Here is a 13,866-nt window from a genome sequence, read left to right on the forward strand (position 1 = left end):
CCGCGTAGCACGTTACAACGATTGGTGGTCGCTCTGGTAGATGATCCTGCACCGCTGGGCGAGATTCTGCAATGTGCCCAAACATTTGGGCGAGATAATTTATGTTCTGAAGGGATTTGCCATTTCAGAGCAAAGCCGAGGCGGGTTAGGCTGAGCGCATGAATGCACGTGTGATTCCCTCAATTGGCCGGCCAGTTCAGGCGCTGTGGCTGGCCGTGGTGCGGTTCAACAACAAAAACGGGTTCGTGATGAGCAGCCACGTCGCTATGTCCCTGATGCTGGCTTTGTTTCCATTTGTGTTGTTCACAGTGGCTTTGGCGGGGTCGTTGTCCCAGGGCTATGTCACCGATGAACTGATCGAGCTTGTGTTCGGGGCGTGGCCCAAAGACGTCGCGGGGCCAATCGTGGCTGAATTGCGGGCCGTCCTGCAGGAATCCGGCTCGGGCGTTATAACGCTGGGTGGTCTTTTGGCGATCTTCTTTGCCTCAAACGGTGTCCTGGCGGTTCGCGCGGCCATGAACCAAGCATATCACGACAGGGACGTCTGGCCGTTCTGGAAAACCCGATTGCTGTGCCTGGGGCTCGTGATCGTTGGTGGCGTTGCCATTCTGGCCATTGCCGCGGTCGAAGTTGTTTTGCCCGCATACACTCAATTGGTAAGCGAAAAGACTGATGTGAACGTTTCGGACTGGTTGTCGGTGGACAGGTTGCGCTGGACCTTCACGGTTGCGGTTCCGGCTGGCACTGTCCTGTTAGCACATCTGATCCTGCCGACGCGGCGGCACAAGCTGATGCAAATTCTGCCGGGCGTTGTTCTGACGTTGGCCTTGTGGGCGGCCGGCGGGTGGGGGTTCTCGATCTACATCGCGCAATTCGCCAGCTACAGCGCCACGTATGCAGGTTTGGCTGGCGTCATGGCGGCGCTGATCTTTTTGTACCTGTGCGCGGCAATTCTGATCCTTGGCGCCGAGTACAACGGCGCTTTGATGGATCTGGAAGACAATCAGGATCGGGGTTCTCAGTGAAATTTCTGGCGTTGTGTGTCGGGCTGTTTGTTCCTGTGGCCGCCTTTGGCCAGGCTCCGGCCTATGTCGGGTCGGATCAATGTGCCGATTGCCACAAGGACGAGGCGGCGGCATGGTCCAATTCCCACCACGCGCTGGCCTGGACCGAGGTTGAAGACGGGGCTGTTGTTGCCGATTTTGACGGAACGCGGTTCGAACATGACGGGATGTCCGTTGAATTCACCGACACCGAAGGCGCGCTGAGCGCAAAAGTCACGGAAAAAGACGGAGTGACCACCGAATACGGCGTACATTCCGTCGTCGGCATTGAGCCATTGCAGCAATACTTGTTCGCAACAGAACCCGGCCGGTTGCAGAGTTTCGATGTTGTTTGGGATACCGAGAACAAGCAGTGGTTTCACCTCTATCCCGATCAGGATTTACCCCCAGATGACGGGTTGCACTGGACCGGACCCTACAAGAACTGGAATGCACGGTGTGCGGAATGTCACGCGACCGGTTTTGAGAAACAGTACAACGCTGAAACCAGAACATACGACTCGGTACAGGCCGAGATCGGCGTAGGGTGCGAAAGCTGCCATGGCCCGGGTTCGGCACATATCGAGTGGGTCGGGGGGCAAAGCCTGCCGCAGGGTCTGGGCGACACCGGGTTCCTGATGGATTGGGGTAAAGGCCAGACCGAGGCCGAGATTCAGCAATGCGCCGGGTGTCATTCCCGTCGTGAGGCGCATGGAGATGGCAACCCGCTGCCCGGAACGCCCTATCATGACGCCTACAATCTGGCGGTCCTTCGTCCGGGGTTGTACCACTCGGACGGTCAGATTTTGGATGAAGTCTATGTGTACGGCTCGTTCCTGCAATCCAAGATGTATGACCGCGGCGTGGGCTGCATGGATTGTCACGAGCCGCACAGCGCGAGTCTGAGGGCGGATGGAAACGGGGTGTGTACGCAGTGTCATTCGCCCGCCGCAAATCCACGGTTTCCGACTCTGGCTGCCAAAGATTACGACGCGCCAGAACATCACAATCACCCAGAGGGCAGTGACGGCGCGCAATGCAAGTCCTGCCACATGATCGAGCGTGTCTATATGGGTGTCGACGGCAGGCGCGATCACAGTTTCCGTGTACCTCGTCCCGATTTGGGGCTTGGGCAGGATGCCTGTACGGATTGCCATTCGGATCAGGATCAGACATGGGCCGCCCAGCAGATCGAAGGCTGGTTTCCGGACAGCGCGCATCGAGAGCCGCATTTTGGACCGGCCTTTCAGGCAGCAACGCTTGGTCGTGCGGATGGGCCAGACGAGCTACTGGACATCGCAACCGACCCTAAGCAACCCGGCATCGTGCGCGCCACGGCTGCCTATCTGCTGCAATCTTTTGGGTCCGCAGATGTGGCGGCCAGAACTGCAGAGCTGTTGGTGGACGAAGACGCTTTGGTTCGGGCAAATGCGGCTCCGCTGCAGCGTCAGGCCAGTTTGCCCGATCAAGTTCAACGGCTTGAGCCGCTGCTGTCCGACCCGTTACGGAATGTCCGCATTTCGGCAGCAAAGGAGTTTCTGAACATTCCGCCGCAGGCCCTGACTGCGGAACAGCAGCAATTGTCGGGGCGGGGCATGTCCGAGTGGCAGTCGGCGATTTCCAACCGTCTGGATTTTCCTGAAACGCATCTCGTGCTTGGCGGGATGGCCCTGACGTTCCGCAACGCGCCAGCTGCCGAGCGGGCGTTTCAAGAGGTGGTTACCCTTGACCCGCAACGCGCCGAAGCCTGGCCAATGCTGGTGCAACTGGCGCAGATCAATCGTGGACCTCAGGCCGCACGCGATGTTCTGGCCCAGGGATTAGAGATCATCCCAGAGGACCCGAACCTATTGCAGTTGAAGCAGCAACTGGGCCGCTGAAACGGCACGGCTTGGCCCGGTTTCCGTCATTTTCCCGGCAAATTTCATAGTTACCGATCAAGCTGAGGCAAGAATTGCCCCAGCTTATAGGTGACACATGTTTCTCAAACCGGTCCACACGTCCAAGCTCAAAAAGCCACTGGCTTTGTCGCAACGGATCGAGGAATTGCGGGCCCGACCACCGGAATACATCAATCACGGCCAAGCGTTGTTGATACAAGGTATTGCCGCCGCTTCACTGCGCGAACAGGTGCTGACAGAGGATCGGATTTCGCTGGACTACTGATCTAGCCCCGGAACCCGGTTGCGACAACGAACTTCTCGGAACTGTCCGAACGCGACGCGGGTGGTTTCACATTCGCAACTTTGTCGAATTTCTGCTTCAGCAGCTTTTGCAGATCGCCTTCGGCGCCACCGGCCAGAACCTTGGCAACAAACGTGCCGCCTTCTTCCAGTACGTCAAAGGCGAAATAGGCCGCCGTTTCGCACAGAGCCATGATGCGCATGTGGTCGGTTTGCTTGTGCCCAGATGACGACGCGGCCATGTCCGACATCACCACGTCAGCCTTGCCGCCCAGCCACTCTTTGACCTTGTCGTCGGCATCGTCTTCCATGAAGTCCAGCACATGTGCCTCGGCACCTGCGACCGGTTCGACCTCTTGCAGGTCGACACCCAGAACTGTGCCTATCCGTTTGCCGGAACGCTCGCCCAGCGCATTCACTCGTTTGACCGCGACTTGCAACCATCCACCCGGCGCACAGCCCAGGTCGACGACACGTGCACCCGGCACGAGGAACCGGTACTTTTCGTCCAGCTCCAATATCTTAAACGCTGCGCGCCCACGGTACCCTTCGACCTGCGCACGTTTCACATAGGGGTCGTTCAGCTGCCGCTCGAGCCAACGGGTCGAGCTGAGCTTACGCCCGCGTGCAGTCTTTACCTTGACCTTCAGGTCACGCTGCCCGCGCCCCGAGTTGTTTTTGCCACTTGGTGTCTTCGCCATCAGAACGGTCCGTCTTCCAGTACGCCGTCCGCGCTCATTTGCGCATAGAGCAGGCCTTCGCGCAGCCCCCGGTCCGCCACGGAAAGGCGGTCGGTGGGCCAGCATCTTAACAGCGCCTGCAAAATGGCCGAGCCGGACATGATCAGGGCCTGCCGGTCATCGCCGATACGCGGATCCCGGCGCCGACCCTGAGGGCCGAGTTCTAGATACCCTCGTATGACTTTGTCAATCTGATCGCTGGTCATGCGCAAACCATCGACCTTGGTCCGGTCATAGCGCTTGAGCCCAAGGTGCGAGGCCGCAACGGTTGTAACCGTGCCACTGGTACCGACGATCTGGAACCCGAGGCGGGCTTGCTCGTCCTTGTAAGGCGCGAAATCGGCAAGGTTTTCTTCGAAAAACCAGCTCATCAGGGCAAAGCGAGCGGAGTCATCTTCGACGTCGTTGAACTGATCGCGCAGGGTTGCAACACCCAGGGGTACGCTGATCCAGTCGACGACTTTTGCCGCAGGGAAGGGGCTGTCAGTCGTGTGAAACCCATGGTGCAACCGCATGATCGCGGCGGGGCGGTCCCGGCGCGGTACGGATGAGATGTCGATCCACACCAGTTCGGTTGATCCGCCACCAATATCCACGACCAGCAATTGATCGGTCTTGGTGGACACCAACGGCGCGCAGGAGATCACGGCCAAGCGCGCCTCTTCCTCGGGCTGGATGATCTCAAGCGTCAGTCCGGTTTCGCGTTTTACCTGCCGGATAAATTCGCGTGAGTTTTTGGCACGCCTGCACGCCTCGGTTGCGACCAGACGCATGCGCCTGACCTTGTTGCGTTTCAGCTTTTGCTGACAGATGCGAAGCGCCTGTATGGTGCGCGCCATAGAAGACCGAGACAACCGTCCGGTCCGTTCCAAACCCGCGCCCAATTGCACGGATTTGGAAAAGCTGTCGACCACATGGAAGCCGCTGCCCTTGGGCTGGGCTATCAACATGCGGCAACTATTGGTTCCCAAATCCAGCGCCGCATACAACGCATCTGGATCGGGTCTTGCCGGCGCGGGGCTTTCGACCGCCTTCGGGAACGCGCCCGCACCTTTGGGACGCTTGGGCGCCATATTAAACGCCCTCCGATTTTCGAGTTACCCCGACCATAGGTCGGGCGATTGCGTCGTGCAAGACGCTCATTAAAGTGATGAGAATTTTGATATGCGCGTTTGGTTCAGTCTTCGTTACAACCGCGGTATCCCATCGCGGGCAAAAACGTCGCTGGAAATGCGCCGTGTGTCGAAAACCGACCGACTTGCCCCCACATAGACGTTTAGAACCGGTCCATCTGGTTAGGAGGAATCAAACGCAATGCCTGACGTCACCATTGTTTACTGGCGCGATATTCCCGCCCAAGTCATCGTCGGCAAAGGCCGTCGTGGCGCAAAGCGGCAATTAGAGGAACGGTTCGAACAAGCCATCGACCGCGCGGCCATGAAGGTGAACGCCAAGGACAGCGATGCCTATCTGGCCGAATGGCGCAAGGCGGCCCCCTTTGCAGTCGACGGCGACCCGTCCGACATTGCCGAGGCCGAAGCCACGCGTTTGGAAACGGAATACGATCAGGACCGCATCAAAGCCCTGATCGCCAATGACGGTTGGGCATGAGCCCGAGACATCTATGGGAGGCCGCAATGGCTTTGCTGAACTTCAAGAAACGTGATGCGGTCGAAAACGGCCCTGTAAACCCGACCGTCGAAGCCTTTTTGCAAGGCTATTCGATCGAGGTGATGCCGCGCACCGCCGAAAAGGTCGAAGATTTCCGCGCGTTGCTGCCCGAAGGCACGCGTGTGTACATTGCCCATATCGAAGGCACTCCGATCGAGGACATGGTCAAGACCGCCAAGCGGATCGCTGACGAAGGTTACCCGGTGATGCCGCACTTCCCTGCGCGGATCATCAAGGATGCGGCGACTTTGGAAAACTGGATCTCGATGTATCAGGGCGAGGCAGGCGTTGATCAGGCGCTGCTGCTAGCCGGTGGTGTCACGACTCCGCATGGTGATTTCGACAGCTCGATGCAGCTGCTGGAAACCGGTCTGTTCGACAAGGCGGGCTTTAAGCGTCTGCACGTCGCGGGCCATCCCGAGGGCAACAAAGACATTGACCCGGATGGCTCGACTAAAAATGTTGACGACGCGCTGCGTTGGAAGCAGAAATTCAACGAAACTACCGATGCCGAAATGGCGCTGGCAACCCAGTTTGCCTTTGACGCCAAGCCGATCATCGCATGGGCCGACAGCCTGAAAGAAGCGGGTATCGACTTGCCGATCCACATCGGTATCGCAGGTCCGGCAAAGCTGCAGACCCTGATCAAATTCGCTATTGCATGCGGCGTTGGCCCATCGCTGAAAGTTCTGCAGAAGCGCGCCATGGATGTCTCCAAGCTGTTGCTGCCTTATGAGCCGACCGATGTTGTGACTGAACTGGCCAACCACAAGGCGGCCAACCCGGATTTCAACATCACCAACGTACACTTCTTCCCTCTTGGCGGCATCAAGACCAACGCCAACTGGGCGATCAATAACGGCGGCGCTTCGGCAAAGCCTGTAAACGCTTAAGGAACGGACATGACCCGTACAGTCGTAGAATCAAAAACAAAAACAGCCGTCCTGGGATTTGACGAACCGTTCTGCGTGATCGGTGAGCGGATCAACCCGACCGGCCGCAAGAAACTGGCCGCGGAACTGGAGGCGGGCGATTTCTCGACCGTTGAGAAAGACGCCATCGCTCAGGTCGCAGCAGGTGCCACCGTTCTGGATATCAACGCGGGCGTTGTCTACAACTCGAACCCCAACCCGAACGAGACCGAACCACCACTGATGCGCAAGATCGTCGAGCTGGTGCAGGGTCTGGTTGACGTTCCGCTATGTGTCGACTCGTCTGTTCCTGGCGCTCTGGAAGCTGGTCTTGAAGCTGCCGAGGGCCGCCCGTTGCTGAACTCGGTCACCGGCGAAGAGGATCGTCTGGAACTTGTTCTGCCACTGGTCAAAAAATACAATGTGCCGGTTGTTGCGATCTCGAACGATGACACCGGTATTTCCGAAGATCCCGATGTGCGCTTCGAAGTGGCCAAGAAGATTGTTGAACGGGCCGCCGATTTCGGTATTCCGGCGCATGACATCGTCGTTGACCCGCTGGTGATGCCCATCGGCGCGATGGCAACCGCTGGTCAGCAGGTCTTTGCGCTGGTCCGTCGCCTGCGCGAAGAACTGGGCGTAAACACCACTTGTGGTGCTTCGAACGTGTCCTTTGGTCTGCCAAACCGCCACGGCATCAACAATGCGTTCCTGCCGATGGCAATGGGCGCAGGCATGACGTCGGCAATCATGAACCCGGTGGCGCTGCCTGTGGGTCCCAAAAAGTTGGCCGAGAAAAAGGCCGAGGTCGAAGCCAAGGGGATCATTCTGCCTGCAAACATGGATGACGAAACTTTCTGTCAGCTGTTCGGTCTGGGTTCGACCAAACCGCGCGCGGGTAAGGAAATGGAAGCCATCCGTGCCGCCAATCTGCTGACCAATAATGACCCGCATGGTGGCGAGTGGATTCGGTTCAACAAATCCCCGGAAGAGGCCGGCGCAGCGGGCGCTGTTGGTGGCCGTCGTGGTGGCGGGCGTCGTCGTCGCGCATGATCCAATCACTTCTAGAGAAAAAAGGCCGGACCATGTGTCCGGCCTTTTTTCGTATTGGTGCTGATCGCCGCCGGAACCTGACAAGATCGCTAGATTAGTGGCGATATCGCGATAGTCGTCACGTACGAAGATGAGCCAACATCATCGCCCAACACAGGCAGACGCTGACTTAAGCAAGCGTTCGGGAAAAAAGAGTATTTCGAGGAGCTGGTCGATCTGCAAGCGCAACTGGCGTTGAGGCAGAAGATATTTCTATTTCACGGAGCCAGGTGCTTTGACCTGTTCGAAGGTTGGGGTGTGTCAGGACGGAACAAGGCGGTGCCGCTTTTCCGATGATGGGTTCTTGAAGTCGATAAGCCTCTGGTGATATCGGTGAAAAACGCGGCGGGTATGATGTAATGGTAGCCTGTCAGCTTCCCAAGCTTAAAATTGAACAAATTAAGGGGGTGTTCGGGGGTGTGTTTCAGCCATATAAATAAGGGGTTTAACCCGGTTTGTCCCGGTTCGGCTTGTGTTTCGTATTAGTTCGTCCTAGATACGTTTTTGAACAAGAAAATGAACAAATCGAACAAATGAGGACGAACGCCGATGGCAAAGATTGACCTAACCGACGCGGCCAAACGCGATGCGCTGCCGGTCCGCACAAGCTATTATTCGCACCCGTTGGGCAGCAAGCGTTATGTGCTGTTGCGCGTGGGTAAGACGGGCACGACGTGGGGCGGTCGTGTTCCCGGTCGACCCGATAAGAAATTTGGCCCGCTGGAAAGCCTGACATTTGATCAGGTGGCGGCAATGGTCCGCGACATGGACGACAGGCCAGAGGCGGAAACACCGGACTCGCTGCGCACATTTGGCGACGCCTTGGACGCCTACGAATCCACCTGCGCGTTGACCAAGGATAAGCGCGGGATGGCCACCATCAAATCACACCTGAAACTGATGGACGCGATCCGCAGCAAGGCGATTGCATCCACGTCGGTGCGACTGCTGACCGATTGGCGCAACAAGCTGGTGACGGATGATCGCGGTGTTGCCACCGTCAACAAGATACGCGGCACCCTACACGCGGCGCTGAATGCCTACGCCATCGACGGCGAATGGCAGAAATTGGGCAAGCTGAAAGAGCCGAGGAAAGGCGCGGGTGATCGGGCCGCTATCCTGACCAAGCCACAGGTGGACGCGATCCTGAACCACCTGCACAACACAGACCCCGACTTTCATGATTTCGTCCGCTGCCTGTGGCTGACCGGTGCGCGTCCGGGTGAACTGCGCCGCTTGCGGTCTGAGGCGCTGACAGGCCGGGCGCTGACCCTGACCGGCAAGACGGGAACCCGCACCATCACGTTGACGCCGGGCGTGGCCAAGGTGCTTGAGGAACGGATCGCCAAGCGCGGCGCGAGCGTGTTCAACTATTCAGCCGATCAGTATTTGAAGCGGTGGGCCAACCTGCCGGACACTCTGGTGGCGGATGGTGTGACGGCCTATGCGCTGCGCCATGGATTTATCACGGTGGCGCTGTATGCCAATGTTCCCATCTTTGCCGTCGCGGCACACTGTGGCACCAGCCCCGAAATGATCCAAAAGACCTATGGTCATGTGATCGCGGATCTACAGGCCGAAGCGTTCACCGCTCTGGAAGGTCAGATACTTTGACCGACCCGAAGGCCGCATTGGCCCGCCTAGCAGAACTGGAAAGCACATTGCCCGCCGCCACGGGCGTTCCCGTGATCACCGACAGGCCGATAACTGAGGCTGATGTTGATACGGAAATGCTGCGGCGCGGTTGGGCCAGGGTCGTGGGCGGGTTTGAAGGTGCGCCGCCACAGGTGGGCAGTAGCGTGCCGGATTACTGGCAACGCCGCGACCAATGCCGCACCGCCCTAGAGAACGCGGCCAAGGCGGCACGGGCAGGGGCACGGCGCTGGACGGGTGAAGCCGAGGCCATAGAGGCCGCAATCCGACAGGCGGCGGCGGATCACGGGCTGCAATTGAAGTCGCGATTGCAAGCGGCGGACACCCTGGGCCAAGCTGTAAACGCCATTTTGCGGGCCAATGGCATCAAGGCACGGTCAAAAAGAACGCTTAGAAAACATATACCTAGCGACCTGCTGTAAAAATCGTTGGCCGTTAGCATTTGGCATCGGCCAATTTTTTGAGACAAATAGATAGGCATCCAAACGAATCAGAGGATGTCTGTAATGATCGACTTAGACGCACTAACCGAAAGTCTGAACGATGCCGTAAAGGTTGCCGTTCAGGCCGAGGCGCACAAGCTGACCGGCCACATGCGCCGTCATGAGGCTATCGCCACAATCCTGAAAAAACCAATCCTGAGTTTTCCCGACGATCTGCGCGTTGTTCTGGGAACCGGTCGGAATGTCACATACGACCTGCCGAAAGAACCGGGCTTTCCGCCCGTGATCCACATTGGCCGCAAACAATTCGTTGAAACCGATGCGTTCCTTGCTTGGATGAAAACCAAAACGCAGGTGGCCGCGTGATGGATAACGAAACCGGAAACGCTTACGACCGCCTTCAATATCACCTGTCCACACAGCCGAAACAGGCTGCGGACTTGGAAACGATGTTTCAGGCCATAGAGGACGCGGAAATCGAACTTTCCGTAGTTGAATCCAACCTGACCGAAGTGGAAAAACAAACCTTGGAAATTGTGCGGGCCTTTATCGCCCACGATGCCGGTTTGCTGGAAAGCATCTTGCGCGACCTGCCCGAACTAACGGTTTTGGAAGTCGACCGGGCCGTTTCGATTATCAAACCCATGGTGACGGCGTGACACTGACCGACCGCGATTGGTTCGCAGAGAACCCCCGCCGCCAATTCCGCATTCGTCCTGCCATCCTGTTGGATGAACCGCCCGGCTATATCGTCATTCGGCAGGTGGAACCCGGCGTCCGCATCCGGCGTCACGCTGCGGTCGGAATGGAAATCAATGTCGAGGCGCTGACCGATTTCGATTTGGTCAAATATTGGGCCGACTAAAAAACCCCCGGCCAGTGCGGGCCGGGGGCGGAACATGAGAAACCGAGAAAAGAAGGCTTCACAGGAATGCCAAATAGTAACACGGATTTTGCGTTGACGATACTAACCAGCGACAAAGGCCCATTGTCCAAATCCATTTTCATCAACGGCGGCGGCAAGCCAAAAAAAGACGGCGGGAAATACACGCTGATTGAAGGCACCGCCCGCACAATCCAAGTCGGATCAATGGACGGTTTGGCAACCATCATCACCAACATGCAACCGAATGAGGCGCTAGCGCTTGGCACCGTGACAAATGATCCGACCGGCCAACGGGTTTGGCCCGTCCGCACAAGCAAGGTGCTTGCGACGATGCCGCCGGGAACAAATTACATCGCGCGGACGCAGGAATATTTCAGCTTTGAACAGGGTGTTGCGGGGTTCATGCTGATCGACTTCGACCGGAACGGAATGAGCGACGCGGTACGTGAACGGATTGGAACACAGAACCCGGCGGATATTATCGTCGCGGCAATCCCCGGCCTGTTGCAAAGCGGATTTGTATTCCGCAACAGCACATCGTCGGGCCTGAGCAACAGCCAAACCGGCGAAACATACGCAGACAGTGGCGGGTTCCACATTTACGCGCCGGTCGCGGACATGCGCGACGTACCACGGGCCATTAAGGCACTACATGAGCGCATGACCCTTATGGGGTATGGATGGCACATGGTGGGGCGTCGTGGGGCGCTGCTGGAACGGTCAATAATCGACGCATCCGTTGGTAAGCCCGAACGGCTGATTTTCGAAGGCGCACCGACCGTGCAGCCGCCGCTTGTGCAGGACGTGGGCAGACGTGGCGCTGTGGTCTATCCAGGAACTGGCCAGCCGATTGACACACGCACCGCGATTCCGGACCTGACGGGCGCAGAACGGGCGCAATATGGCGCCTTGGTGTTGGCGTCGAAACAGGCCACACAGCCCGCCGCCGATGGTGTCAGGGATTTGTTCGCACATGCCGAAGCGGAACGGACGGGCCAATCAGCCGAAGCCATCAAAGAACAAATGGCCCGCGCGGACGGCGGCGAACTCACAACCGATTTCATCCTGCATTTTGACGACCCGGCGATTGGTCAGAAAACAGTGGGTGAAGTGGTCGACAATATCGAATTTTACAGCGGCAAGACATTGGCTGATCCGGTCGACCCGGACGATGGGCGCGGTAAAGCCAAGGTGTACGATAACGGGCCGGGCAAACCACCCATGATCAATTCCATGGCCCATGGTGGCGGCACATGGCGTCTGGCACCAACACAGGCCCGCGTTCAGGCCGTTTTTGAGGCCGCCGGGGGTCCGATGTTCGCAACGGCAGCGCAACCCATTACAGGCGAGCAAATTCAAGGTGCCTACATGCGGCCCGATATGTCGCACGACGGTTTGGCGGTCGAACTCGGAACGATGGGTTGGAACGACGGCGCTAGGTTCCTGACCAATTCAGGAAAGTTCCTATTCTGGAACGGCAGTTTTTGGGCTGTGGATGAACGTAAACAGGCTTTCACCTATGTGCGGCGTTTCCTGCGATCCAAGGCGGAACGGCTGGAAGAATGGGTACTAGATCAACAAGCCTCGATCACGGATCAACAGGGTAGGGACTCGCTGGAAAAGTGGTTGCGGCGGACCCAGAAAGATTTGAAATCATCCGGAATGGTGGCGTCGATTCATTTGCTGATGCAATCGAACGATGGTGTGGCGGTCACAGTGGACGATCTGAACACGGACCCCATGAAAATCGGAACGCCGACCGGCACCGTGGATTTGCGAACCGGGCAGCTATACCAATCAAACCCGGCGGACCTGATCACCAGAACAACCGCCGTTGGTCCAGCGGAACCCGGAACCAAGGCACCGATCTGGTTAGCCTTCCTTGATCGGGCGATGGCGGGCGACGGCGAAATGATCGCCTTTTTGCAACGGCTGTTTGGTTACGCTCTTACCGGCCTGACGATTGAACACAAGTTTGCGTTCCTGCATGGATCAGGCCGCAACGGGAAAGGCGTCTATCTGAACGCCATGATGGGCATTATGGGCGACTATGCGCAAAAGGCGCCAAGCAACACGTTTATCGAAGTCAAAGCCGTGCAGCATTCATCCAACCTGGCCGGGTTGCACGATGCGCGGTTTGTGATGGGTGGTGAGTTGCCGAAAAAGGCCGTCTGGAACGAAACACTGATTAAGGACGTTACCGGCGGCGACACGATCAGTGCGCAATTCATGCGGCAAGACTATTTCAATTTTACGCCCGAATTCCTGTTGGTGATTGCCGGGAACTCTAAACCAGCATTGCGCAGCGTTGATCAGGCGATACGGGATCGCCTGTTGCTGGTGCCGTTTACGGAATACATCGCACCGCATGAGCGCGACCCGTACCTTGGCGAAAAGCTAAAGGCCGAATGGCCCGCAATCTTACGGTGGGCAATCGACGGATGCGTTGCATGGCAACAGTACGGATTGGCCGCCCCGGCGAAAGTCACCGAAGCATCGGCGGAATACATGAACTCTGAGGACTTCTTAGGGCAGTATCTCAAGGACCGATGCACGGTTGATCTGACAGACCGGGCGCTGTTCGCACCGTTGAAAGAATTCGCGGCGGATTATAACCGCTGGCGTGTGGATGAGGGTTTGCGGGTGTTGCCGTCGATCACAATCAAGAAAGACATGCAGGAACGTTTTTTTGATGTTGACCGGTTGCGGATGCCGGATGGATCGCGTCCGCGCGGGTTCATCGGCGTAACGATAAATCCGATAATTTTGCCGGAATAATCGCGTGGACCGTTTGGACCGTTTCATATGTTTAACACGTTCGGGTGTGTGTGCGGACGGGTGCGCGATAAATACACACACACATACACACGAGAACGTCTATAATGTAAAAAACGGTCCAAACGGTCCAAGCCGATCAAATACTAATCATTGACATGTTCAAAAACTGATCGAACAATACCCCCATGCAACCAACCAGCATCAGATCAGGCACAGCTAGTGCAGCTAACCGCGCATCGCGTTCGTTCAATCAGATCGCGATGGACATTCAGAACATTGTCGATGCGCTGGACAGTGCGTCACATCTAAAGCAGATCGGACCGTTGCGTGACGATGCCGCAAAGCTAAGAACAACAGCTTGCGAACTGCGCGACCGTTCGTCCGCAATTGCACGTGGTCGGGTGTAGGGTGGCGGGCTGAGGTCCGGGGGGGACGGGTCGAACTTTTGAACGTTGGGGATTGGCAC

At 57.4% G+C, this 13,866-nt stretch carries 15 protein-coding genes; 13 read left to right on the forward strand and 2 right to left on the reverse strand.

Features of this window, described 5'->3' with window-relative positions; genetic code table 11:
- Positions 1–158 precede the first annotated feature (158 nt).
- The 3 genes from AC2FJE_RS00390 to AC2FJE_RS00400 all read left to right on the forward strand — a co-directional run bounded on the left by AC2FJE_RS00390 (position 159) and on the right by AC2FJE_RS00400 (position 3,209).
- Positions 159–1,025 (forward strand): YihY/virulence factor BrkB family protein, encoded by an 867-nt coding sequence (locus AC2FJE_RS00390; RefSeq protein ID WP_496760354.1) that lies wholly within the window; start codon positions 159–161, stop codon positions 1,023–1,025.
- Positions 1,022–2,923, forward strand: coding sequence for a multiheme c-type cytochrome (locus AC2FJE_RS00395; RefSeq protein ID WP_496760356.1), 1,902 nt, complete (start codon positions 1,022–1,024; stop codon positions 2,921–2,923). Before AC2FJE_RS00390 ends, AC2FJE_RS00395 begins: the two co-directional genes overlap by 4 nt.
- A 97-nt stretch (positions 2,924–3,020) precedes the next feature.
- Complete coding sequence (locus AC2FJE_RS00400) at positions 3,021–3,209, forward strand: hypothetical protein (protein WP_496760358.1); 189 nt, start codon at positions 3,021–3,023, stop codon at positions 3,207–3,209.
- Between the two features lies 1 nt (position 3,210).
- Here AC2FJE_RS00400 and AC2FJE_RS00405 read toward each other — a convergent pair whose 3' ends face one another.
- Entirely contained in the window at positions 3,211–3,927 is a 717-nt protein-coding gene (locus tag AC2FJE_RS00405) for an RlmE family RNA methyltransferase (RefSeq protein ID WP_058271698.1), read from the reverse strand.
- Entirely contained in the window at positions 3,927–5,039 is a 1,113-nt protein-coding gene (locus AC2FJE_RS00410; protein ID WP_109311858.1) for a Ppx/GppA phosphatase family protein, read from the reverse strand. The genes AC2FJE_RS00405 and AC2FJE_RS00410 overlap by 1 nt, the downstream gene beginning before the upstream one ends.
- Before the next feature lie 241 nt (positions 5,040–5,280).
- Here AC2FJE_RS00410 and AC2FJE_RS00415 point away from each other — a divergent pair, with 241 nt between their 5' ends.
- The 10 genes from AC2FJE_RS00415 to AC2FJE_RS00460 all read left to right on the forward strand — a co-directional run bounded on the left by AC2FJE_RS00415 (position 5,281) and on the right by AC2FJE_RS00460 (position 13,807).
- Positions 5,281–5,577, forward strand: a complete 297-nt coding sequence (locus AC2FJE_RS00415; protein WP_472723809.1) for a virulence factor — start codon at positions 5,281–5,283, stop codon at positions 5,575–5,577.
- Positions 5,578–5,603: 26 nt separating this feature from the next.
- A complete protein-coding gene (locus AC2FJE_RS00420; RefSeq protein ID WP_058271695.1) occupies positions 5,604–6,530 on the forward strand; it encodes a methylenetetrahydrofolate reductase in 927 nt (308 codons plus the stop codon).
- Positions 6,531–6,539: 9 nt separating this feature from the next.
- Positions 6,540–7,601, forward strand: a complete 1,062-nt coding sequence (locus tag AC2FJE_RS00425) for a methyltetrahydrofolate cobalamin methyltransferase (RefSeq protein ID WP_496760360.1) — start codon at positions 6,540–6,542, stop codon at positions 7,599–7,601.
- A gap of 588 nt (positions 7,602–8,189) precedes the next feature.
- Entirely contained in the window at positions 8,190–9,254 is a 1,065-nt protein-coding gene (locus AC2FJE_RS00430; protein ID WP_496760362.1) for a tyrosine-type recombinase/integrase, read from the forward strand.
- Positions 9,251–9,715 (forward strand): hypothetical protein, encoded by a 465-nt coding sequence (locus AC2FJE_RS00435; protein WP_496760364.1) that lies wholly within the window; start codon positions 9,251–9,253, stop codon positions 9,713–9,715. Before AC2FJE_RS00430 ends, AC2FJE_RS00435 begins: the two co-directional genes overlap by 4 nt.
- 84 nt (positions 9,716–9,799) lie before the next feature.
- Complete coding sequence (locus tag AC2FJE_RS00440; protein ID WP_496760367.1) at positions 9,800–10,102, forward strand: hypothetical protein; 303 nt, start codon at positions 9,800–9,802, stop codon at positions 10,100–10,102.
- Entirely contained in the window at positions 10,102–10,395 is a 294-nt protein-coding gene (locus AC2FJE_RS00445) for a hypothetical protein (protein ID WP_496760369.1), read from the forward strand. Before AC2FJE_RS00440 ends, AC2FJE_RS00445 begins: the two co-directional genes overlap by 1 nt.
- Entirely contained in the window at positions 10,392–10,601 is a 210-nt protein-coding gene (locus AC2FJE_RS00450; protein ID WP_496760371.1) for a hypothetical protein, read from the forward strand. The genes AC2FJE_RS00445 and AC2FJE_RS00450 overlap by 4 nt, the downstream gene beginning before the upstream one ends.
- A 66-nt stretch (positions 10,602–10,667) precedes the next feature.
- On the forward strand, positions 10,668–13,400 hold the full coding sequence (locus AC2FJE_RS00455; RefSeq protein ID WP_496760373.1) for a phage/plasmid primase, P4 family: 2,733 nt from the start codon (positions 10,668–10,670) through the stop codon (positions 13,398–13,400).
- A 185-nt stretch (positions 13,401–13,585) separates the two neighbouring features.
- On the forward strand, positions 13,586–13,807 hold the full coding sequence (locus AC2FJE_RS00460) for a hypothetical protein (protein WP_496760375.1): 222 nt from the start codon (positions 13,586–13,588) through the stop codon (positions 13,805–13,807).
- Positions 13,808–13,866 lie beyond the last annotated feature (59 nt).

The organism is Ruegeria sp. CDSC002, from assembly GCF_059610905.1.